This is a genomic window from Gardnerella sp. KA00390 (assembly GCF_049244075.1).
GTDB classification, from domain to species: Bacteria; Actinomycetota; Actinomycetes; order Actinomycetales; family Bifidobacteriaceae; genus Bifidobacterium; species Bifidobacterium vaginale.
In genome coordinates this window covers 888,276-910,453 of sequence record NZ_CP058372.1, presented here as the reverse complement: position 1 = coordinate 910,453, position 22,178 = coordinate 888,276, and the positions used below count along the sequence as shown (strand labels likewise).

The window sequence follows — 22,178 nt, the reverse complement described above, 5'->3', positions numbered from 1 at the left end:
TAATATTTCATTTAAGATTTGAGCATATGCTTTAAGAATTTGCCCGTCCAACTTTTTGTCGATTTTGCAACTTCTTCTGGAGTGCCAGTGATTACTATTTCGCCGCCTTTGTCTCCTCCCTCTGGTCCTAAATCAATAATCCAATCCGCGCATTTTACAACATCAAGATTGTGTTCAATAACTATTACAGTATTGCCTTTATCTACCAAAGATTGAAGAACGCTTAAAAGTTTACGAACATCTTCAAAGTGCAATCCAGTTGTAGGCTCATCAAGAATATAAACAGTTTTGCCAGTTGAACGTTTTTGCAACTCTGTAGCAAGCTTTACTCTTTGTGATTCTCCACCAGATAATGTTGGAGCACTTTGTCCAAGTTTAATATATCCAAGACCAACTTGTACAAGAGTATCCAAATATCTTGAAATAGATGGATATGCTTTAAAGAATACAGCAGCTTCAGAAATTGGCATATTCAGCACATCTGAAACAGTTTTACCGTTATACGTTACGTCTAGAGTATCTCTGTTGTACCTTTTCCCATGACATTCTTCACATTGTACGTATACGTCTGGCAAAAAATTCATCTCGATTTTAAGCGTTCCGTCTCCGCTGCAAGCTTCGCATCTTCCGCCTTTTACGTTAAACGAGAATCTTCCAGGACCATAACCTCTAACTTTTGCTTCTGGTGTTTGAGCAAAAAGTGTACGTATTTTGTCCCAGACACCAGTGTAAGTCGCAGGGTTTGATCTTGGAGTTCTACCAATAGGGTTTTGGTCTACGTGAACAACCTTGTCACAATTTTTAATACCGTCAACTCGTTTATGAAGTCCTGGAACAATGCGAGCGCCGTTTAACTTATCTGCTAAAACTGGGTAGAGTATCGAGTTTATAAGACTAGATTTTCCAGATCCAGATACTCCTGTTATGCAAGTAAATATGCCTAAAGGTATTTCTACATCTATATTTTTAAGGTTGTGTTCTTTTGCTCCAACAATAGTTAGTAAACGATTTTTGTTTATTTTTCGACGATTTTTAGGAACTTCTATGCATTTTCTTTTTGCAATATAGTCTCCTGTAATTGAACGTTTTGCATCTTTTATGTGATTTGCTGGTCCGCAATATACTACTTCTCCACCGTTTTCTCCAGCTTCGGGTCCAATATCTACTAACCAGTCGGATTGCCGAATTGTATCTTCATCATGTTCAACAACTATAAGAGTGTTACCTAAGTCGCGAAGATTGTGCAATGTTGATATGAGTTTCTCATTGTCTCTTTGATGTAATCCTATTGAAGGCTCGTCAAGAACGTACATGACTCCAACTAGTCCAGATCCAATTTGAGTCGCCAATCTTATTCTTTGTGCCTCTCCACCTGAAAGTGTTTTTGCGGCTCTAGAAAGAGTTAAATAATTTAAGCCAACATCATTTAAGAATCCTAATCTTGCCTTGATTTCTTTTACAATTTCTTTAGCAATTATCTTGCTTGATCCTTCTAGTTTTAAAGAATTAATCCATTCAAGACTTTTTTCTATTGGCATATCACATATGTCTGCAATTGAGTATGAGTTTATTGTTACTGCTAAAACTTCTGGACGCAGTCGTTTACCGTTACATGTTAAGCATGGAACTTCTCGCATGTACGACTCGTAGTATTGGCGCATTTGATCTGAGTCTGTTTCATCATGCTTGCGCATAAGAGTGCGCACTACACCTTCGAATCCTGTTGAATATTCTCTCTGCCTACCCCATCGATTTTTATAAGATACTTTTACTTCGAAATCATGCCCATAAAGTATTGAATTTTGCGTATCTTGCGACAATTCACACCATGGTGTATCCATACTAAAACCAAGTTCAACACTTAGCCCTTGTAGCACATGCCTATAGTATTCTCCTGCAGCTTTATTTAGTGCCCAAGGTTCTATCGCGCCTTCGTCAAGTGATTTTTCTGTATTTGGAACAACAAGAGAAGGGTCAATCTCTAGATTGTAACCGATTCCAGAGCAATCGGGGCATGCCCCATAAGGAGCGTTGAATGAGAATGTTCTAGGCTCTATTTCTGATAAATTAAGCTGGTGATTGTTAGGACAAGCTCTGTGCTCAGAAAAATTTCGGCGTCTGCATTTAGAATCAGCAGCTTCATCTACAAAATCAGCTATAACAATTCCTTTAGAAAGTTTTAAAGCCGTTTCTATAGAATCAGTCAAACGAGTACGTATTCCATCTTTTATAATTAACCTATCTATTACAACTTCGATTGTGTGTTTCTTTTGTTTTTCTAAAGTAATATCTTCAGAAAGCTCGCGCATTTGCCCATCTACAAGCGCTCTCGAATAGCCGTCTGATCTAAGAAGAGTAATTGTATCTTTGAATTCGCCTTTTCTGCCGTTAACAACAGGTGCTAATATTTGCAATCTTGTTCTTTCTGGTAAAGAAAGTATAGAATTAGCCATTTGTTGTGGTGTTTGAGCACTGACAAGTTCGCCACATTTAGGGCAATGAGGAATTCCAACTCTAGCAAAAAGAAGCCTTAAATAATCATAAATTTCTGTGATTGTTCCAACAGTAGAACGAGGGTTACGATTAGTAGTTTTCTGGTCAATAGATACAGCTGGGCTTAATCCCTCAATAAAATCTACATCTGGTTTATCCATTCTTCCAAGGAATTGCCTGGCATACGCGCTTAAGGATTCCACATAACGCCTTTGACCTTCTGCAAAAAGAGTGTCGAAAGCAAGAGAAGATTTACCAGATCCTGACAATCCAGTAAAAACAATCATACGATTTCTAGGCAATTGTAAACTAACATTTTTTAAATTGTGCTCTCTAGCTCCTTGTATGGTTATCTTTAAATCTGAAGGAACAGAAGACAAATCATATACTAAATTATCATTATCTTTTACAGGCTGAGCAGAGTCGAGCATAGATTGCAAGATGTCAGCTTTTTTAGTGCATTCACGGTTTTTGTTATCTAAAATTGCATCTTGGGATAAAGGTAATTGCATGTTTTGCGAAGAATCTGATTTGCTTTGCATTCTGCCTCCCTAAGAGCTATTTTAAGAATCAAGACTTTGCACCAAACTCACTATTGATTGAGCACTAATTATACAATACAATTAATTATAGAACACTTGTTCGAAGTAGATAATTTTCTGCGTGTTGTCGAAATACGTAGAAATATAAAGAATAGAATCCTTTACTAAAAACTATGCAAGCCTAACTGTATAATTGTGAGTTTGGCTAACACATTTTGAAGATATTCAGATTAAAGCATTATTTTAAGGAGTGGGTGCAAATGGCTATTGACGCACAAGGATTAACTATACAAATTGGTGCGCGTACGCTATTAAACCCTACCGACTTTCATGTAACAAAAGGCGACAAAATCGGCTTAGTTGGAAGGAATGGAGCTGGAAAAACAACTCTTACACGAGTAATAACAGGAGAAATGCTCCCAGCTGGCGGAACTGTACGAGTAAGCGGTGGATTGGGGTATCTACCACAAGATACTCATGCAGCAGATCCAGAACAAAGCGCGTTAGATAGGATTATGAGCGCTCGCGACATTTCATCAATCGTATCTCGTATACGAAAAGCAGAAAAAGAGATGACGAATCCAGATCCAGATATTATGACGAAAGCCATGAATCGCTACGATAAGGCCATTGAAGACTTTGAAAAAGCTGGTGGATACGCTGTTCAATCGGAAGCAATATCGATGGCAAACAGCCTTGGGCTTCCACAAGAAATTATGAAGCAAGCTCTTGGAACTCTATCTGGCGGTCAACGTAGACGAATTGAACTTGCACGAATACTCTTCTCCGATGCAGACACGCTGATCTTAGATGAGCCTACTAACCATTTAGATGCAGATTCTATAATTTGGCTGAGAAACTATTTGAAAAAATTCTCTGGTGGATTCTTAGTAATATCCCATTCAACAGAATTGCTAGATGAGGTTGTAAATAAAGTCTGGCATTTAGATGCACAATTGGCTCAAATAGACATGTATTCAATGGGTTGGAAAGCATACTTACATCAACGCGTTGTAGACGAAGAACGCAGGCGCAGAGAACGAGAAGTGGCTGAAAAAAAAGCTGAACGCCTTATGAAACAAGGTATTCGTTTACATGCAAAAGCAACAAAAGCAGTAGCAGCTCAAAACATGATGCGTAGGGCTGAACGTCTGTTAAGTGAAACAAGCGAAGCACAAAGTCGCGAGAAAGTAGCAGATATTCGTTTTCCAGAACCTGCTCCTTGCGGACGAACACCTATTATGGCTGAAGATATTTCAAAAGCTTATGGATCCAATATTGTATTTGCTGGCATAAATTTGGCTATAGATAAAGGTTCAAGAGTTGTTATTCTTGGATATAACGGTGCTGGCAAAACAACCACTTTGCGTATTCTAGCTGGAGAAGAAAGTGCAGATACTGGCAGCGTAAACTATGGGCATGGCTGCAAGATTGGCTATTTTGCTCAGGAACACGACACTTTGGATTTAGATGCGACAGTATTAGAAAATCTTCAGCATGTTGCTCCAGATTTAAATGACACTCAAGCAAGATCTATGCTAGGAAGCTTCCTATTTTCTGGAGATGACGCAATGAAGCCAGCTAAAGTGCTTTCGGGCGGCGAAAAAACTCGTCTAGCGTTGGCGACTCTTGTAACTTCAAAAGCAAACGTGCTGTTGCTCGATGAGCCTACTAACAATTTAGATCCAGCTTCTAGAGACGAAATTCTTAAAGCCATTGCAAAATACGAAGGCGCTATTGTATTGGTTACTCACGATGAAGGAGCAGTTCTTGCGTTAAACCCTGAACGAGTTCTTCTTATGCCAGACGGTGACGAAGATTTGTGGAGTGATGACTATCTTGATTTGGTTGCGGAAGAATAGGATTTTAGGATTGCTATGAAAACAACAGCTAGATTTGCTAATTTTACGCTACAACACATTTTCCATGTTCTTCGCGCGCCTTTAGCAATCTTGCTGTTAATAGCATTGTTTGAATGCACTGTTGGAAATATTCCATTTTGGAATAGTGTTACTGGCAGCACAGATAGCATGTTTGCACACAATGCAACTGGTCCAGGTATTGAAAGACTTTCTTCTGGAGGACTTTTAATTACCGATCCGTCGGAATCTTATTTAGAAGTTAATTCCGACGGATCTTCACCATATATTCAGCTTAAGCCTTCACTAATTACTCCGAAAAAAATTGGCAAAAGTCCTGTTAAAACGGATGTGCATGTACGAATTGATGTTAATAAAATTGCTGGAAAGCCTTTGAGCACCAACCCTAGAGCCATTAGTTTTGCTATGCTTCCAGTTCCAGATCAAGCAATTGGAGTTAAAAGCACTCTTAGATTATGGATACAACATCCTAAAGGAGATGTTGTAGACGTTGAGGATGCTAAAGCAAATGTTAGAGCACCTTTTAGCTGGAATTGGGGTCGCGTTTTTCTTCTTATAATAATTTCAATTTTTATTACATTATGGAATCCGTGGTCTAAGCTTTGGAAAATCAGACTTAATACAAAGAGTATTAATCAAAGACTTTTACTTACTTTATTTTGGACACCTTTCCTTTTGATTGCTATTTTTGCAATATTTTGGAATGTTTTTAACGGTATTCCAATGCATTTTGATGTTGCTGGAAACTACACTTACGATTTTGATCAATACGCACGTACAGCAGACGCTCTACTTAAAGGTAAGACTCATCTTGATTTACCTGTTCCACCGCAAATGCAAAAATTATCTAATCCGTATGACCCAATTGCAAGAAATAATCTTCTTTCTGATTGTGTACACAATATTTATTGGGATCATGCGTATTATAAGGGTCATTGGTATTCGTATTTTGGTGTAATACCAGTTGTTTTATTCTTTATACCATATAAGATTATATCCAATTTGTGGATTCCTGGCGGAGCCATGCTCCCTACAACAATAGCCACTTTCATATGCTTAATTGGATTCTTAATTTTTGGTTCACTATTGGTTATTCGTCTAATTAAACGTGTTAATCATCAGGCAACTCTTGCTTGTGTATCAATTTGTTTAACCTTATTCTTTATTACTTCAAACACCGTTTACTTGTGGTTTAGAACATCCTTTTATTCAGTTCCAATGGCTGCATCATTATTCTTCACTTCACTAGGATTATGGTTTTATCTCGGATCTATTAAAGATGAGGAAACTATAAAATCACACAAAATAGTGGAACAATTAAAACCATCATCAATAATATCGTTTAAGCATATTGCAGCAGGATCGTTGTTTATTGCTTTTAATCTTGGTTGTAGACCAACTTTTATAATCGCTTTTCTATTCGCAATTCCGCTATTTTATACTCATTTTTACTCATATATTAAAAATATTATTATCAGTGACAAAAAATCTATAGAAAATCTTAAAAACTTATTAAAGCTAATTCTTTGCATAATTATTCCATTTATAATAGTTGCAATACCAATCGGATTATATAATGCTTTAAGATTTGGGTCCCCTTTTAATTTTGGCAATGAATATCAGATTACGATTACAGATATGACTACAATGCGTCTCCCTTCGCAGAACATCATTCCATCCATTTTAAGTTATATAGCTTTGCCAATACGTTTTATATCAACTTTCCCTTGGATAGCAATTCAACCTATTGCTTTTGAAAAATGGCAATATGCAGAGCCAATGATTGGTGGAATGTTTACATTATCTCCACTCGCATTACTAGGAATTATATGCGTTTTCACAATGACTAGAAACATGAGTAAAATCGCTACAAGATTAGCTATAATATCTGTAATTTCTGGCATAATCGTTATTGTTTTTGACAGCTTAAAAGCTGGGATAGGATGGCGATATATTGCGGATTTTGCATGGCTTTTCGCTTTAAGCGCAATAATAGGTATTAATTCTTTGCTACAAAAATATGCTGATATTACAGTATGTGACACTTGGAAAACTAAAACATTATGCTATTTACTGCGATTCGTTATTTTTGGTCTTCTATTTTTCTCCATAGCAATAGCTTTTCTAAGCTGGTTTGTACCAGGCAGAGAAGACTCAATACTACGTTTTAATCCTCAAATGTGGCATACTGTCAGATGCTGGTTCACATTAATCTAATTTGTTTTCATTAATTTAATTCTTCCAGCATTGTATGAACAGTATCTAGCAACGCTTTAACACCATACACAAATTGTTTTTCTTCTGGCAGCAAAGATAATGCCAAATATCCATTATTTGGCATATCGAAGTAATAGCCAGGCTGAGATACAAGATGATAATCTTGCATAAGTCTTAGAGCTAAATCATCATCATCTAAACACGATGGAACACGGATAAGAATATTCCATCCGCCTTCAGCACGCAATGCACTAACGCAACAATTTGGGTAGTTTGCAAGCATTTTTCTAAGTGTTTTAAGATTAGACCTAACTCTGTTTTGAACAAGATCGGTTTGTTCTTTAGCACATTGCAATAATTCCGGAATTCTTTCTGATACAGTTGCACCAATTGGAAGAAAATCATCAGCAATAACATCAAGGCGTTTCATAGCATCCTGCACGTCTTGACTAGGTCCCGAAACCTCAATCCATCCAACTTTTGCATGCGGAGCTGCAAGCATCTTTGAGAATCCATCTAAAGCAAAAACTAGCGTAGATTCTTCACCTGCTAACCTGCTGTTTCCATCAAAAGGTTCTAGACAATAATCATAAAAAACTTCATCAGCTATAATTGCCACATTATTTTTATTGCATAGTTGCAATAATGCGTCTCTTTCTTGAGGCTTTATATAAGATCCTGTTGGATTATTTGGATTTATTAAAACAAGTGCACGAATACGATTATCCGTATTCTCTAAAAGTTCTTTAACCCTAGGAATATCAATAGTCCAAGAGCCATCATAAACAAGCGGATAAGGTATAGATTTTACGCCTTGGAGTCTTGCAATCGATTCTATAAGAGGATATCCAGGAGTCGGAGCTAAAACAGAATCACCGCAATCACACATTAGCATCATTAACCATGCGTATGCTTGAGAGGTTGATGATAATACGTATAGATTATCTGGATTAAGAACCTTAGCTGAACTACCCTTCTTATTTACAATATTTTGATCTACGCGATTATCTCTATGATTTATAAAGTTAGCAAGAATGCGCCTAACTTCGACAGGTCCTCTAGGATCCGCAGTATATTTTGCATTTAAGCACTCTGGAGAAAGACCATGTACTGTTGGGTTTGAATCGTTAAGTTTTGTAAGTTTAATACCTTTAGATATAGCAACACGTTGAGCCAGAATAATTTGATTTGGCTCACTCACATCAACTCTAGAAGAAAATCGCACTCGACTACACTAGCGCATTGTATAAACCAAATATATAAAAATACAAAAATATGCAAATACAAAAAATGCGCTGAACGCAAAAGCATCCAGCGCAAATAAAATATCAAAAATCCTTAATTGTTTCTTTGCTGCATTGCATAATATGCCGCACCGATAATGCCAGCTTCATTATGCAAAGACGCAACTACAATAGGTGTCTTAATATCGATATGAGGCAAGAACTTCTCGCTAACACGGCTAACACCGCCGCCAACAACAAACAGGTCTGGGTTAAAGTACTTTTCCATCAAACCATAATACTTAGTAAGACGCTTAGCCCACTTTTTATAACCCATGTCTAACTTTTCGCGAACAGAAGAAGCAGCATACTTTTCCGCATCTCCCTTACCCTTTTCAAGCTGAATATGACCGAGCTCTGTATTAGGAATAAGAGTGCCATTATAAATCAATGCTGTACCAATTCCAGTGCCTAGCGTAGTAGCGATAACCAAGCCATCTTTATCTTTTGCAGCACCAAAGTGTTGCTCAGCAAGACCAGCAGCATCAGCATCATTCACTACAGTAACAGGACGACCGCAAGCTTCGCTGAACACTTCTGTAACATCCACACCAATCCAAGATTGATCGAGATTCGCCATAAACTCAAGCTTCTTTCCAGGCTTAATAGGAGCTGGAAAAGCGATTCCAACAGGAACATCTGCAGGAACATCAAAATGCTCAAGTTGCTGACGAACAATATCTGCAACAGCTTGAGGTGTGGAAACCGCTGGAGTGAGAATCTTATATCGCGGTTCTGCAAACTCGCCTTTTTCCAAATTAACTGGTGCAGCCTTAATACCAGAGCCACCAATATCTACGCCAAATGCTTGTGCAGTGTCAATCATCGTTAACACTCCCCTCTGAATGTCGGACAATGGGATATCATGTTCATTCTACAATATTGCTAAAGCGACACGCTTATATAATTGTCTATTTAATGATAACGATTGCATAAATGTTTTTCTCAAAATTAAAGCTTTAATATTAAAAATCATGCAAACAATTGCTAAGATTTTAACTCTAATTTATCGCAAATAGTTTTGAAGCTCTTTGTTTATTAAACCATTTGAAGCAATAACGTCATTTTCACGTCTCCAATGAATTGAGTCACCATTCCATTGTCGAACATGCCCCTGTGCTTCTTTAACAACAACGGCGCCAGCTGAAACACCTGGAATATCCCACCTATGAAGATGTGGCTCAAAATATGCGTCGTAAGTACCATCTGCTACTTTGCACAAGTCAAGCGAAGCAGGACCAATACGCTTAATATCTGCTGGGCATTCTTCCTCAAGCGAAGAAACAACGTCTAAAGCTCTTTTAGATTCACCTGGAATATAAGACATTCCATAGCAAACAACAGAGCCATGCAATGTTGATGTTGTAGAAGGCGTGATTTTCTCTCGCTTCTCTCCATTAGGAGTTTTACGAATACGAATAGCACCCTGACCCTTAGCAGCCAAATATGTAAGTCCTAAAGCTGGGGCATGAACAACACCAAGAACAGGTCTAGCAGAGCCTTGATCATTAAACTCGAAAAGCGAAACAGTTAAAGTCCATTCAGCCATATCGCGGTTAAAGTTAATAGCACCGTCAATATTGCCTACACACCAAAAACGATCACCTGTTTTGCAATCATCTGGTCTATTTCTCCAGAATCCTTGGAAAGTATTTATATAAGTAAGACGATTTTCAATAAAACGTACTAGCTTATCTCCAAAAGCTGAATCGGATTGATTAGGATCACCTAGAACCATCATACTTGCCATATCTCTAGGATTAAGCTGATCCTGATATGCATGTTTACCAACATCTTCTAATATTCTAGCAACTTCAAGAGCTACATCCCTTAAATTCATACCTGCCATATTCTTCTCACCCCTCTGTCTAATACAATTGTTTTCAAATTCTTTAATCTTGTTCTCATAAAATCTGCAACTATTCTACTCAACTAATTAAATTAAACCAAACTTCCACACGCAATATTCCAATAAAATCAATAAACTTTCACATTTGATATAAGTTTTATAGAAAAGTTTTACAATGCAAAACGCATAGAAAAACAAATCCTTAAATTTCTTAAACCAGCCTTAAAATTAATTCATAACCTAACATCTCTTTCAAAAGATTATAACATGACTAAAATACTAGAGTTAAAAAACCAAAAATTAATTAATGTTCCTTCATTGAAAAAACCAGGACTTCTTGTTTTAGATGTTGACGCCACTCTTATTGAAGAAGAAGTGATTGACTTACTAGGAGATATTGCTGGGGTCGGGTCAAATTTAGCATATATAACTTCTAAAGCAATGAAAGGAGAAATTGACTTTGACACATCTTTAAAGCTAAGGGTTTCAATGTTAAAAGGACTCGAATGCACTTGTTTTAAAAAAGCTATTGAAAGTATCCACGTAACTAGTGGAGCCAAAAAACTTATAGACACATTACATTCCTTTGGATGGAAAATAGGAGCAGTTTCTGGAGGATTCAATAATGTTTTAGATGATTTTCTGCCAAATCTAAACATAGATTTTTGGGTAGCAAACAATCTAGAAGTAGTAGATTCTAAGCTAAGTGGGAAAGTTATTGAGCCTATAGTAAATCGCCAATATAAAGCAAAAGCATTGATTAATTGGGTGCGCAAGAACAATATTGATATTGCTCAAAGCGTTGCTATTGGAGACGGTGCTAACGATATCGATATGATTAAAACAGCAGGATTAGGCGTCGCATTTTGCGCAAAGCAGTTATTAAAAAGTCAAGCTAAAGCAAGCATAGATACGCGTGACCTAAGCCTAGTTTTAGATTTACTAAACTAAACTTAACTAACTAGAATTTATACAAATTTTACTTTGCGTTTTTCAAGATTACACTTATCGCTTCAATCCAAATAGGACTCTTGACTTAAATGCGCTCCTCTTGCCCAATCTGCAGCCTTCATAGCCTTTTTACCTTGCGCTTTAACTTCTAAAAGCTCAAGAACACCACTTGAAGAACCAACCCAGACATTTCGCTTACCTGCAAAAATCTGCCCAGGCTTAAGTTCGCTTAGATTATGTATTGAAATATCCTCATCTTTTGCCAATGCACAAGAAAGAACATGCAAACTAATGATTTGTGAATCTTCGCAATAAGCGTGAAGATTACACCAAGCTCCAGGATTTGGCGTGCAAGCACGAATCTGCCTATCGATTGCAAATGCTGGAATATCAAAACGAATATGAGCATCCTCAACAGTGATTTTTTGCGCGATTTGGCAAGGTGTAGGATCTTGCTCAACAGGAATAATTTGACCAGATTCCATCCCAACAAGAGCAGAGCAAAGAAGATCTGCACCATCATTGCTTAGTCTCATAAGCAAGTCGCCAGCTGTTTCATGAGCACCAATCTCGGTAGTCATTTGTGCAAGAATAGGTCCTTCATCCATTCCACGCGTAATCTTAAAAACAGTGGCACCGGTAATATCATCTCCAGCCCAAATCGCACGCTGAACAGGAGCTGCCCCTCGCCACTGTGGAAGAAGCGAGAAATGCAAGTTGTACCATCCTAGAGGAAGAGCGTCCAAAACAGATTGTCTAAGAATCTTTCCATAAGCAACCACGGCAGCAAGTTTAGCGCCAGTTGCCTTTAAAGCTCTTATGCACTCCTCTTCATCACTAGGATTAACCTCTAAAACAGGAATCCCAAGTTCAATCGCAGCTTTTTTAACAGCGCTAGGAACAATTTTCCTACCTCTGCCTGTCGGAGCATCAGGTCTCGTAAGAACAGCACGAACATCAAAATGCTCTTTATCTTGAGCTAAAGCACGCAATGGCGCAACAGAAACCTCTGGTGTTCCAGAAAATAAAATAGGTAGCACCATACGTAAACCCCCTTAAGAAAAATATCTTCATTATTCTTAACATCTTCAAAAATCATATACTCTCAGCAATCGAACAGTAACGAGAATAGTCATGAAAATACTAAGAATTAGCGAATTAGCAGAAAGCATCCTTTAACTTGCTAAAGAATCCTTTGTGATTTGTAGTCGAATCTGGGATAGCGCGTTGAACAATAACATCATCTTTTCCATCATGCAATTCTTCAAACTCTTCAATAAGTTTACGCTCTTCATCGCTCAGCTTTGTTGGAATATTAACAAGAATGTGAACAACAAGATTTCCGCGTTCTTTAGAGCCTAGAACCGTTACACCCAAATTAGGTACAGAAATAGTATTTTCACTTTGAGAGCCAGAAGGGATTTCCACGCTCTTTTTGCCGTCAAAAGTATCTATATCAACTTTATGTCCCAAAACAGCCCAAGTCATTGGAATGTCAATCCAACAATGTAAATCGTTTAGATTCCTAGTAAACTGTTTATCTTCTCGAATATGTACATCAACATACAAGTCGCCAGCAGGACCGCCACATTCACCTACTGCTCCTTGCGAAGCAAGTCGCAATCGAGAATTATCTTTTATACCAGCAGGAATAGTAATCCCAATTTCTCTTGATGTACGAATTCGACCATGTCCATGACAATTTGGGCAAACATTCTTAATGATTGTTCCGTGACCTTCGCATTCTCTACATGGCTCAGATGACATCATTTGACCAAACATTGTTCTAGTAACCCTTTGTACAAAACCAGCGCCCTTGCATTGCGGGCAAGTTATAGGGTCTGATTTATCTGCAGAGCCTTTTCCAGCACAATCTTGACACAAGCCAAAAGTCACTACATGAACCTTAGCATTTCCACCAAATACTACTGTTTTAAGATCAACTTTAACTTCTGTGAGTGAATCTTCACCACGATTCACGCGCGGAATAGGAGAACCCGTACTTGTTCCAAAGGATCCAGAGAAGAACTGATTTAAAATATCTCCCATATCCATATTCATATTGGCATATCCGCCAGCGCCAGCTCCAGCACCCGATGCCGATAGATTGTTTGGGTCAACACCCATATCTACCATTTTGCGTTTTTCTGGATTAGACAAAACGTCGTATGCAGCATTAACTTCCTTGAATTTGTCTTCAAACTCAGGACCTGCGATATCCGGATGGTACTTTCGACTTAATTTTCTATATGCTTTTCGAATCTCATCATCGCTAGCGTTAGAATCAACACCTAAAATCTTGTAATAGTCAGTCACTTAACTCCCCTTTTACCTTAATAGAATAATTCTTGCATAAGGCACAGCCAGTTATATTTTTATGAATTTTCGGATATAAACGCATTAAGATACTTAGCCACTGCTTTAACCGCAGTCATTGTTGCAGCATAATCCATATGCGTAGGTCCGATTGAACCAATGAATGCGGAATCAGGATCGGAATTATATCCGTAAGCACTCGTCACAACAGAAGCATTCAAAAGACCAGGCGTGTGAGTTTCCGAACCTATTGCAACACTGACTCCACTTGCACAATCACTTGCCTCCTCACTTAGCGAAGTCATCAAACGCATAATAACAGCTTGCTCTTCTAAAGCATCAAAAAGAGCAGCAAAATCACCAATATTCTGTCTATGAGCAAGCTGGGAGGTTCCAGCCATGTATAATTCGTGTGCTCGATCGCCATCGTACATATCTTCAATAGCATTAGACAATTGTTTAATTATTTGTAACGAAGAAACTAAATCTTTACGTTCCGACAATGCACACACTTTTTTAGATGCATTCAAAAGTGACAATCCAATGCAATCTTCATTAATCATATTTGTTAAATGCAACAAATCATCTGAATTCACATTAGAAGCCTGAATCATATGTTGCGCTACCCCTCCAGCGTCTGTAATTACTACGACAAGAAGAGTTGATGACGATACTTGAACAATCTCAATTCTTTTTACTTTTGATCTAGATAATGCAGGTGACGCAACAAGAGCAACCTGCCCAGTGATACTTGCAAGAAGACGAGCTGAACGTTGAAGTGTGTCTTGCAAACTTACAGATCCACTTAAAAAACTGCGTATTCCTCTTCTTTGTGCATTAGAAAGTGGTATTAGCGCCGCCAATCCATCAACGAAATATCTGTATCCTTTTTCCGTAGGAATTCGACCAGCAGATGTGTGTGGCTGAATTAAATAACCTTCTTCTTCTAGTATTGACATATCGTTGCGAATTGTTGCAGAGCTAACACCTAATTTGTGATTTTTAGCCAAAGACGCTGATCCAACTGGCTCGTGTGAACGAATATAATCTTCAACAACCGCACGGAGTATCATCATGCGACGTGATTGCATTGATCCTCCTTTTATTTAGGTAATGTAACTTTTACTGTCAACTATTATATATTCCAGAATAATATGTGATTAACTATTTTTTGTTATCTTAACAACTAACTATAAATATAAACTTTTGTTAAGTTTTGACACACTTTGTTAGAAATTCGTCTGATATAAAAGATAGGATTAAATGGCAATGTGAGGGTGATGGCCAGCGTAAGCTGTGCGCAAAAAACCCGAATTATTGGAAGGAAAGTAGATCACATGACCGAATTCAACTGGTCTGCATTAGACGAGCGCGCCGTAAAGATGGCGAAGGTTCTCTCGGCTGATGCTGTTGAGCGAGCAGGACACGGACATCCTGGCTCCCCTGTTTCATTGGCACCGATTGCGTACACCTTGTACCAGCACTTCATTAAGCACGATCCAGCTGACCCAAAGTGGGCCGGTCGCGATCGTTTTATTCTTTCTGGCGGCCACGCTTCGCTTACGCAATATGTGCAGCTGTTCTTCTCTGGATACGGCTTGACTCTTGATGATCTCAAGTATTTCCGTGGCGGCGCAGACACGCGTACTCCAGGTCACCCAGAATATGGCTTAACTCCAGGCATTGAAATGACCACTGGTCCTCTTGGACAGGGTCTTGCTTCTGCTGTTGGTTTCGCTTATGGTCAGCGTTTTGAGCGTGGTCTTCTTGATCCAGAAGCTCCAGCTGGCACTTCCCCATTCGATCACAAGGTTTGGGTTATCTGCGGCGAAGGCGACGTTGAGGAAGGCGTTTCTTCCGAGGCTGCTTCCTTGGCTGGAAACCAGAAGCTTGGCAATTTGACTGTAATCTTCGATGCAAACCACATTCAGATCGAAGGCGACACTAAGCTCACCTTCTCCGAGGATATTCTTGCTCGTTACCGTGCATACGGTTGGTACACCGACGAAGTTAGCTTCATTCAGCCAGACGGCTCCTACAAGGAAGACGTTCAGGCTTTGGCTGCAGCTATTGAAAAGGCTCAGGAAGTTACCGATAAGCCTCACTTCATTAAGGTTAATACTTTGATTGCTTGGCCAACCCCAGGCAAGACCAACAATGAAGCTTCTCACGGCTCTAAGCTTGGTGAAGAAGCTGTTAAGGGCTTGAAGGAACTTTGCGGTTTCGACCCAGAAGTTTCGTTCCCAATCGACGAAGAAGCTTTGGCTCATGCTCGTAAGGTTGCTGAACGCGGTTTGGCTGCTCACAAGGCTTGGGATGAAGCTCTTGCAAAGTGGGCTGCTCAAAACCCAGATAAGGCTGCTCTATACGAGCGCCTTAAGGCTGGCAAGCTTCCTGAAGGCTTCGACAAGGCTATCGACGACTTGATTGCCGGTTTCGAAGTCGGTTCCAAGGTGGCTACCCGTAAGGCTTCTGGCGCAGTTCTTAACGCAATTGCTGCTGTTATGCCAGAACTTTGGGGCGGCTCCGCTGATTTGGGCGGCTCCAACAACACCAACATTAAGGGCGCTGACTCCTTCGGTCCATCCGAGGATGCAACTCGTACTTGGCCAAACGTTTCCGAGTACGGCCGCCAGCTTCACTTCGGTGTGCGCGAGTTCGCAATGGGTGCTATTACCAACGGTATTTTGCTTGGTTCTGACACTCGCCCATTCAACGGCACATTCTTCCAGTTCTCTGACTACGAGCGCCCAGCAGTTCGCTTGGCTGCTTTGATGGAGATTCCAAACCTCTATGTTTGGACTCACGACTCCGTAGCCTTGGGCGAAGATGGTCCAACTCACCAGCCAATCGAGCACTTGGCTGCTTTCCGCGCTATTCCTCAGCTTGAGGTTGTACGCCCTGCAGATGAGTATGAGACTGCTGAAGCTTACCGCTACTTCTTCGAGAAGAAGAACAACTACCCAACCGCTATGATTTTGACACGTCAAGGCGTACCAACCCTCGCAGAAACTGCTGAGAAGGCTCGCGAAGGCGTAAAGCACGGCGGTTATGTGTTGGTTGACTGCGAAGGCACTCCAGACGTAATCATCATGGCTACTGGTTCTGAAGTTCAGTGGGCTGTTGCTGGCGCCAAGACTTTGGCAGCAGAAGGCATTAAGGCTCGCGTTCTTTCTATGCCATCTCTCGAGTGGTTCGAAGAGCAAGACGAAGAGTACAAGGAAGCAATCCTTCCAAAGTCCGTCAAGGCTCGCGTTTCCATCGAAGCTGGCTTGGCATTGCCTTGGTACAAGTATCTTGGCGATTGCGGCAAGGCTGTTTCTATCGAACAGTACGGCTTGCAGGGTGACGGCGGTCAGAACATGATCGACTTGGGCATTACTGCTGAGCACGTAGTAGAAGCTGCTAAGGCTTCTATCGAAGAAGCACGCGCTTAAGATAGAAATTAAGCAAAATACAAAAACTTGATGTGTCAAAATAAAATTGATTCATCACAAAACTCGAAGTGCTAATTTAGCAACTTCACTGGAAACAGCAAAGGCGTGTTGATGTTAAGCTACAGTTGGTTTAGCATCAACCGCTGTTTCCTGTAAAACGCCAACACTACCAACGTGTTCCAACTGGTGGAACACAGTGTTAAGGAGATAACATGACTGAAGCAACGCAGCGCACTAGCGATTCCGGCGTTTCTATTTGGTTGGACGATTTGTCCCGTACCCGCATTGAGTCTGGTTCTTTGCAGGATTTGATCGCTAACAAGAATGTTGTTGGTGTTACTACCAACCCATCTATCTTCCAGAAGGCTTTGAGCCAGGTTGGCCCATACGACGCACAGCTTAAGGAACTCGGCAAGGTTGACGTTGAGACCGCTATTCGCGAGTTGACAACCACCGACGTTCGTAACGCAACTGATATCTTCCGCGAGATTGCTGAAAAGACCGACTTTGTTGACGGCCGCGTCTCCATCGAAGTTGACCCACGTTTGGCTCACGATACTGCTAACACTGAGAAGCAGGCTGAAGAGCTTTGGGCAAAGGTTGATCGTCCAAACGTTATGATCAAGATTCCTGCAACTTTGGAAGGTCTTCCAGCTATCACCGCTACCCTTGCTAAGGGTATCTCCGTGAACGTGACCTTGATCTTCTCCCTCGAGCGCTACGAGCAGGTTATCGATGCCTTCATCGAAGGTATTGCTCAAGCTGCTGCTAACGGCCACGACTTGAAGCACATTGGTTCCGTAGCTTCCTTCTTCGTCTCCCGCGTTGATAGCGCTGTTGACAAGCTCCTCGAAGCTAACGGTTCCGAAGAAGCTAAGGCTCTTGAAGGCAAGGCTGCTGTTGCTAACGCTCGCTTGGCTTACGAACTCTTCGAGAAGAAGTTCGCTGCCGATCCACGTTGGGCTGAACTTGAGGCCAAGGGCGCAAAGAAGCAGCGTCCACTTTGGGCTTCTACCGGTACCAAGAATGCGGCTTACTCCGATTGCAAGTACGTTGATGAGTTGGTTGCTGAGCATGTTGTTAACACCATGCCAGAGAAGACTTTGAACGCTCTTGCTGATCACGGCAACGGTGCTGCTTCCATTAAGGGCACTTACGAAGAGAGCCACGCTGTTATGAACAAGCTTGCTGAGCTTGGCATTAACATTAAGGACGTTACCGACAAGCTTGAGGCCGACGGTGTTGCCGCCTTCATCAAGTCTTGGGATTCCGTGATTGCAGACGTACAGTCCGGCATCGATCGCGTAAACGCCTGATTTGATTAAATCATTAAATAAATAACAGAAGCCGCACATGTACATGGATTAATTTCCACACATGTGCGGTTTTGTTTTGCGTTTTTATCAATCGCAATAAAAAAGCTACCCAGTGTTATTTTTTCTAAGCTAAGTAATTGAGAAAGACAGACAGTGTAGTTCTGGCTCGTCTCACTTAGAATTTTTTAATTGGCAGAAATATATACCTGATGGATAGGTATGTGTTCCTGCCTATTTTTATGCAATTTTTCAAAACAATAAAAAGAACATTATTAGATTGATAAGGAGGATTTATGAAAAATACGAAAAAATGCCCAAAGTGTGGGGGAAGTGAAATTATATTTGTGCCTGGATCTGCTGGGGCTTATGGGACTGGAAATAATGTTATGACTGGCCATACAATTATGTCGGCAGTACCTGTTGATAGGTATATTTGCACTGCTTGTGGTTTTAGCGAGGAGTGGATTGACCTTGATAATATGGATAAATTAAAAAAGAAATATGATGAGATTTAAATGAGAGTTACTTTTATATGAGGGTGGGATAGATGATTAATAAACCAAATGTGCCAATTTGCTTTGTCAATCTTTATTTCAGCTGCCTTTCTCACACTCATCAATCATTCGGTTAAATTCAGATCTTGATGAACCAACCTTAGCGGAAGCAACATCAAGAAAAATATCAGCAACAAACCAAGTCATGTGAGCAGCAGCAAGACGAGTAAGACCAGACACCTGAACAGCAAGACTATCCAGCTGTTCTTTACGATTTGTGCTCACACGAGCATAAACCCCAACCGCATAATCCTTAATCACACGCTGAGGATGGATGACTATCACATCTTTATTTAGCTCATCTATCTTATCCATAGCCATCTCTCCTTATTATTAGACTAACGAAACTTAGATTTCTCCTCCATGATAATTAGCCTAAACCTTATTTTCCCACTTCACAACCTGGGTGCAAAGTGGCGAATCGACTTGCATGGGCGCTTTGACAGAGCTTGAAATTGCATAACGCATTTCAAGCTCCTTCAAAGCGTGATTTGGCATGTAAAGTCCAGTGGACTTTACATGCCAAATCAGCCGAACGGCTACTAATAGCCGTTCGGAATAACATAATTCGCGAATGCACTTCGATTCGCTGAGCTTGCTCAAAGTTGAAAGCACACTGTGCTTTCAACGCAAGCGAAGTACGTTAACATCCTGTGCACTCAACCCTAGAGCGTTGATATCTTCCCTCAAACAGCCAAACTTGAATTTATATATCTACTGTTTTAATAAGTTTGATTGCCCTTGATGATACTAACTCGTCTTGACTCATTTCCAAAAGGCTCTTTTTATCTACCCACTTATAATTAACCGTTTCTCCTTTTTGAAGAGCAATTGCATTTTTCTTACAATCGGTTATGCATAGATATTCAACATAAAGAGAGCGGTAAACATCCTGCACAAATCTTCCGATCTCCATAATTTTTGAAGCTTCAATACCTGTTTCTTCTTTTAATTCTCTTACTACACATTCTAATGGTGTTTCATATTGCAATGCAGAACCACCTGCTGTCAACTCCCACATTCCACCGAATTTCTTTTCAAAATCTCTTTGCATAATAAAGTAAGTCCCATCTATATGTTTAACAATTACTTCGCCCACCAAATGATACATGCCGTCAGGAATTGGTTCTCCTCTCACTAATGTAATATTCTTTAATTTATTAAATTCTTTATCATACGCATCCCAAATCTCAGCCATAAAACCCTCCATAAGGCCTGATTGTCAATTTCATTAAATATGAATTTTATCTTTCTCCAGTGGATACAAAGCCATTGTTCACTTCTACATAAAGCTTACCAATCTCAATATCTGTGATGAGCACTTGATTAGAATCAGATTCAACCTCACAAACTTCCACATCATGTGGCAAACTCACAACAATTTCAGGCATACCCTGAGTAAACCATCTCAGCCAATTCGAAGCTGAAATTTTTTTAGTTTGAATAAGCCTTATAACATTTTGCGCTTCCTCAACCCTCAATATATCTTGTTCACAGTTAACAAAGCTCACACCAAAGGTATCAGCACGTTTCACCGTTAAACGAACATCTTTCGTCTCTGCGATAAACTTCTTATTATCCATTACTTACGTTAATTAGATAAATAAATACATAAATTACAATTGAACTAGTATAGAAATATTCTATTTTTCATATAACATAGTAAAAGTAGTGAATAAAGTACGAGGAGGTAATTTGTGAAGAAAAGATATATGTTGAGAAATATTTTTAAAATTAAATATAACTTCCATAATATTGTTTTAATCGTTTTCATTGGACTATTAGCAGGTTTTTTATCAGGATTGTTCGGTGTAGGTGGAGGAATGGTGATAGTTCCTGCATTAACTGTTTTTATGAAATTTGATCAGCGTCATGCTACTGCTACTTCTCTTGTTGCCATAATTATAACGTCGCTTTGTGGAAGCATTGTTTACGGTTTAGACGGCAAAGTGTCATTTTTATCAGCATTTTTTCTAATAATAGGTTCAGTTTTCGGATCACAAATTGGGGTATATTTTTCACATATTTTGCCTAAAAAAATATTTCCTTGGTGTTTTACACTTTTTGTATTACTAGTTATATGTTCTAGTCAAGTTTGGATTCCGTTAAGAAATGTAGATTTTAATGTTAGTTTTTTAAAAGCTATATGTCTTATATTTATAGGCGTTGTTTCTGGTATTTTTTCAGGTATTTTAGGCGTTGGTGGCGGAGGAATTATAGTGCCATGCGTGCAACTTTTGCTCGGCATGGGAGACCTTATGGCAAGAGGAACTGCTTTGCTTGTCACGCTTCCTACAGCTATAAGTGGCAGTATTGCTAATGCTCGTTACCATTATACTCATTTTACTGAAGGAATTATTATCGGTATTTTTGCAACATTTACTGTAAACTTAGGCGCAATAATTGCGCGCAGTATTTCACCTTTTATATGCAATATATTGTTTTGTATTTTTTTGTTCAGTGTATGCTTACAAATGATATTAAAAACAGGTATTTTAGCTAAGAATAAGCGTTAAATATGTAAAGTCTTTGACTTTTATTTATTTGAAAAAATAGTTTTGAATATAAAAAGTGGGGCTTAGATTTAAGCCCCACGATATAGGAGAATGTTATAAAGTAACTTTTTACAATTATGCCATTTGAGTAACATCTCTTTTTGCTTGTATAAATTTTATTATCATGTTTTTTGCGTGATAAATAATTACGCAAACTATATAAACAATTGCAGAAAATACAGTTATCATTCCTCCGGAAGATAGACCTAAATAAATACTTGAATAGAGACCTAAAGTTCCAGCTATAATTCCAAGTATTGGAGCAAAAATTACCGTTTGCCATATTGATGAGCTAAGTTTTATAGCTGCGCTTGCAGGTCCTACTATCAGAGAGATAGATAATACTGAACCGACAGCAGGCATCACTATAACGACTGTAACTGTAATCATTATTAGTATGATAAAGTCAGTTTTACGCAAATTATATCCGCTTGCTTGCATACACGTTTCATTGAGGCATGCAAAAATAATTTGTTTACTATATGCAAGTAATGTGATTATGCATGCTATTAATGCTATTGAAGTTACTTGTATATCCAATGAGTTAGCTGTTAATATATTGCCAGAAATAAAACTATTTACTTTTAAAGGTATTGGTTGGAAAAGTTTCAATAGTAAAAAGCCTAGTGCGAATCCTACAGTTAAAAGCACTCCAGCCGCTGTATTTGGACCTTGTCCTTTTACTTTATAGAGATTACATCTCCCTCATACGGTACAGGAAAGTTTATAAACTCCTATTTCCTAACTTCTAGCTGGGTGCAAAGTGAGTGCAAAGTGGGTGCACT

At 39.3% G+C, this 22,178-nt stretch carries 18 protein-coding genes; 7 read left to right on the top strand and 11 right to left on the bottom strand.

The window, feature by feature from the left end; genetic code table 11:
- Window positions 1-11: 11 nt before the first annotated feature.
- Window positions 12-3,035, bottom strand: coding sequence for an excinuclease ABC subunit UvrA (gene uvrA, locus HXT53_RS03615; protein ID WP_421779944.1), 3,024 nt, complete (start codon window positions 3,033-3,035; stop codon window positions 12-14).
- A gap of 260 nt (window positions 3,036-3,295) precedes the next feature.
- Between uvrA and HXT53_RS03610 the strand changes: the two genes are divergently transcribed.
- Both HXT53_RS03610 and HXT53_RS03605 read left to right on the top strand, forming a co-directional pair.
- Window positions 3,296-4,897, top strand: coding sequence for an ABC-F family ATP-binding cassette domain-containing protein (locus HXT53_RS03610; protein ID WP_004111673.1), 1,602 nt, complete (start codon window positions 3,296-3,298; stop codon window positions 4,895-4,897).
- A 15-nt stretch (window positions 4,898-4,912) separates the two neighbouring features.
- Window positions 4,913-7,132: a beta-carotene 15,15'-monooxygenase gene (locus tag HXT53_RS03605; protein WP_174191121.1), complete on the top strand. Its 2,220-nt coding sequence runs from the start codon at window positions 4,913-4,915 to the stop codon at window positions 7,130-7,132.
- Between the two features lie 10 nt (window positions 7,133-7,142).
- Here the strand turns inward: HXT53_RS03605 and HXT53_RS03600 are convergent, their stop codons facing one another.
- The 3 genes from HXT53_RS03600 to HXT53_RS03590 form a co-directional block, all read right to left on the bottom strand.
- Entirely contained in the window at window positions 7,143-8,357 is a 1,215-nt protein-coding gene (locus HXT53_RS03600) for a pyridoxal phosphate-dependent aminotransferase (RefSeq protein ID WP_004115117.1), read from the bottom strand.
- Window positions 8,358-8,470: 113 nt separating this feature from the next.
- The gene (ppgK, locus tag HXT53_RS03595; protein ID WP_004111678.1) at window positions 8,471-9,241 is read right to left on the bottom strand and encodes a polyphosphate--glucose phosphotransferase; all 771 of its coding nucleotides are present in this window, start codon (window positions 9,239-9,241) and stop codon (window positions 8,471-8,473) included.
- A 180-nt stretch (window positions 9,242-9,421) separates the two neighbouring features.
- Window positions 9,422-10,264 (bottom strand): inositol monophosphatase family protein, encoded by an 843-nt coding sequence (locus tag HXT53_RS03590; protein ID WP_004111680.1) that lies wholly within the window; start codon window positions 10,262-10,264, stop codon window positions 9,422-9,424.
- Between the two features lie 267 nt (window positions 10,265-10,531).
- On the opposite strand from HXT53_RS03590, the gene serB reads away from it, so the two are divergent.
- The gene (gene serB, locus HXT53_RS03585; protein ID WP_004117887.1) at window positions 10,532-11,215 is read left to right on the top strand and encodes a phosphoserine phosphatase SerB; all 684 of its coding nucleotides are present in this window, start codon (window positions 10,532-10,534) and stop codon (window positions 11,213-11,215) included.
- A 62-nt stretch (window positions 11,216-11,277) separates the two neighbouring features.
- On the opposite strand, the gene fmt is transcribed toward serB, so the two are convergent.
- The 3 genes from fmt to hrcA form a co-directional block, all read right to left on the bottom strand.
- Complete coding sequence (gene fmt, locus HXT53_RS03580) at window positions 11,278-12,258, bottom strand: methionyl-tRNA formyltransferase (RefSeq protein ID WP_415702964.1); 981 nt, start codon at window positions 12,256-12,258, stop codon at window positions 11,278-11,280.
- A gap of 115 nt (window positions 12,259-12,373) precedes the next feature.
- Entirely contained in the window at window positions 12,374-13,531 is a 1,158-nt protein-coding gene (locus HXT53_RS03575; RefSeq protein WP_004138365.1) for a DnaJ C-terminal domain-containing protein, read from the bottom strand.
- Between the two features lie 59 nt (window positions 13,532-13,590).
- Complete coding sequence (gene hrcA / locus HXT53_RS03570) at window positions 13,591-14,607, bottom strand: heat-inducible transcriptional repressor HrcA (protein ID WP_020759703.1); 1,017 nt, start codon at window positions 14,605-14,607, stop codon at window positions 13,591-13,593.
- A gap of 261 nt (window positions 14,608-14,868) precedes the next feature.
- Between hrcA and tkt the strand changes: the two genes are divergently transcribed.
- From tkt to HXT53_RS03555, 3 genes are all read left to right on the top strand, one after another.
- Window positions 14,869-16,968: a transketolase gene (gene tkt, locus HXT53_RS03565; protein ID WP_004111692.1), complete on the top strand. Its 2,100-nt coding sequence runs from the start codon at window positions 14,869-14,871 to the stop codon at window positions 16,966-16,968.
- Between the two features lie 212 nt (window positions 16,969-17,180).
- On the top strand, window positions 17,181-18,284 hold the full coding sequence (gene tal / locus HXT53_RS03560; RefSeq protein WP_004111694.1) for a transaldolase: 1,104 nt from the start codon (window positions 17,181-17,183) through the stop codon (window positions 18,282-18,284).
- Between the two features lie 293 nt (window positions 18,285-18,577).
- Window positions 18,578-18,799 carry a hypothetical protein gene (locus tag HXT53_RS03555; RefSeq protein ID WP_004111696.1) on the top strand — a complete coding sequence of 74 codons (222 nt, stop codon included), beginning with the start codon at window positions 18,578-18,580 and terminating at the stop codon, window positions 18,797-18,799.
- Window positions 18,800-18,877: 78 nt separating this feature from the next.
- Here the strand turns inward: HXT53_RS03555 and HXT53_RS03550 are convergent, their stop codons facing one another.
- The 3 genes from HXT53_RS03550 to HXT53_RS03540 all read right to left on the bottom strand — a co-directional run bounded on the left by HXT53_RS03550 (window position 18,878) and on the right by HXT53_RS03540 (window position 20,421).
- Window positions 18,878-19,153, bottom strand: a complete 276-nt coding sequence (locus HXT53_RS03550) for a recombinase family protein (RefSeq protein ID WP_004111697.1) — start codon at window positions 19,151-19,153, stop codon at window positions 18,878-18,880.
- A gap of 391 nt (window positions 19,154-19,544) precedes the next feature.
- Window positions 19,545-20,036: an NUDIX hydrolase gene (locus HXT53_RS03545; protein WP_004115135.1), complete on the bottom strand. Its 492-nt coding sequence runs from the start codon at window positions 20,034-20,036 to the stop codon at window positions 19,545-19,547.
- 46 nt (window positions 20,037-20,082) lie between these two features.
- The gene (locus tag HXT53_RS03540) at window positions 20,083-20,421 is read right to left on the bottom strand and encodes a hypothetical protein (RefSeq protein ID WP_004111700.1); all 339 of its coding nucleotides are present in this window, start codon (window positions 20,419-20,421) and stop codon (window positions 20,083-20,085) included.
- A gap of 129 nt (window positions 20,422-20,550) precedes the next feature.
- On the opposite strand from HXT53_RS03540, the gene HXT53_RS03535 reads away from it, so the two are divergent.
- The gene (locus HXT53_RS03535; RefSeq protein WP_075038746.1) at window positions 20,551-21,354 is read left to right on the top strand and encodes a sulfite exporter TauE/SafE family protein; all 804 of its coding nucleotides are present in this window, start codon (window positions 20,551-20,553) and stop codon (window positions 21,352-21,354) included.
- Window positions 21,355-21,468: 114 nt separating this feature from the next.
- Here HXT53_RS03535 and HXT53_RS03530 read toward each other — a convergent pair whose 3' ends face one another.
- The gene (locus HXT53_RS03530) at window positions 21,469-22,044 is read right to left on the bottom strand and encodes a metal ABC transporter permease (RefSeq protein WP_075038747.1); all 576 of its coding nucleotides are present in this window, start codon (window positions 22,042-22,044) and stop codon (window positions 21,469-21,471) included.
- Between the last annotated feature and the right edge of the window lie 134 nt (window positions 22,045-22,178).

Excerpts from the sequence above, each read along its gene's own strand:
- uvrA (WP_421779944.1), bottom strand. The coding sequence starts at position 3,035 with ATGCAAAGCAAATCAGATTCTTCGCAAAACATGCAATTACCTTTATCC.
- HXT53_RS03610 (WP_004111673.1), top strand. The coding sequence starts at position 3,296 with ATGGCTATTGACGCACAAGGATTAACTATACAAATTGGTGCGCGTACG.
- HXT53_RS03605 (WP_174191121.1), top strand. The coding sequence starts at position 4,913 with ATGAAAACAACAGCTAGATTTGCTAATTTTACGCTACAACACATTTTC.
- ppgK (WP_004111678.1), bottom strand. The coding sequence starts at position 9,241 with ATGATTGACACTGCACAAGCATTTGGCGTAGATATTGGTGGCTCTGGT.
- HXT53_RS03590 (WP_004111680.1), bottom strand. The coding sequence starts at position 10,264 with ATGGCAGGTATGAATTTAAGGGATGTAGCTCTTGAAGTTGCTAGAATA.
- serB (WP_004117887.1), top strand. The coding sequence starts at position 10,532 with ATGACTAAAATACTAGAGTTAAAAAACCAAAAATTAATTAATGTTCCT.
- fmt (WP_415702964.1), bottom strand. The coding sequence starts at position 12,258 with ATGGTGCTACCTATTTTATTTTCTGGAACACCAGAGGTTTCTGTTGCG.
- hrcA (WP_020759703.1), bottom strand. The coding sequence starts at position 14,607 with ATGATGATACTCCGTGCGGTTGTTGAAGATTATATTCGTTCACACGAG.
- tkt (WP_004111692.1), top strand. The coding sequence starts at position 14,869 with ATGACCGAATTCAACTGGTCTGCATTAGACGAGCGCGCCGTAAAGATG.
- tal (WP_004111694.1), top strand. The coding sequence starts at position 17,181 with ATGACTGAAGCAACGCAGCGCACTAGCGATTCCGGCGTTTCTATTTGG.
- HXT53_RS03555 (WP_004111696.1), top strand. The coding sequence starts at position 18,578 with ATGAAAAATACGAAAAAATGCCCAAAGTGTGGGGGAAGTGAAATTATA.
- HXT53_RS03550 (WP_004111697.1), bottom strand. The coding sequence starts at position 19,153 with ATGGATAAGATAGATGAGCTAAATAAAGATGTGATAGTCATCCATCCT.
- HXT53_RS03545 (WP_004115135.1), bottom strand. The coding sequence starts at position 20,036 with ATGGCTGAGATTTGGGATGCGTATGATAAAGAATTTAATAAATTAAAG.
- HXT53_RS03540 (WP_004111700.1), bottom strand. The coding sequence starts at position 20,421 with ATGGATAATAAGAAGTTTATCGCAGAGACGAAAGATGTTCGTTTAACG.
- HXT53_RS03535 (WP_075038746.1), top strand. The coding sequence starts at position 20,551 with ATGTTGAGAAATATTTTTAAAATTAAATATAACTTCCATAATATTGTT.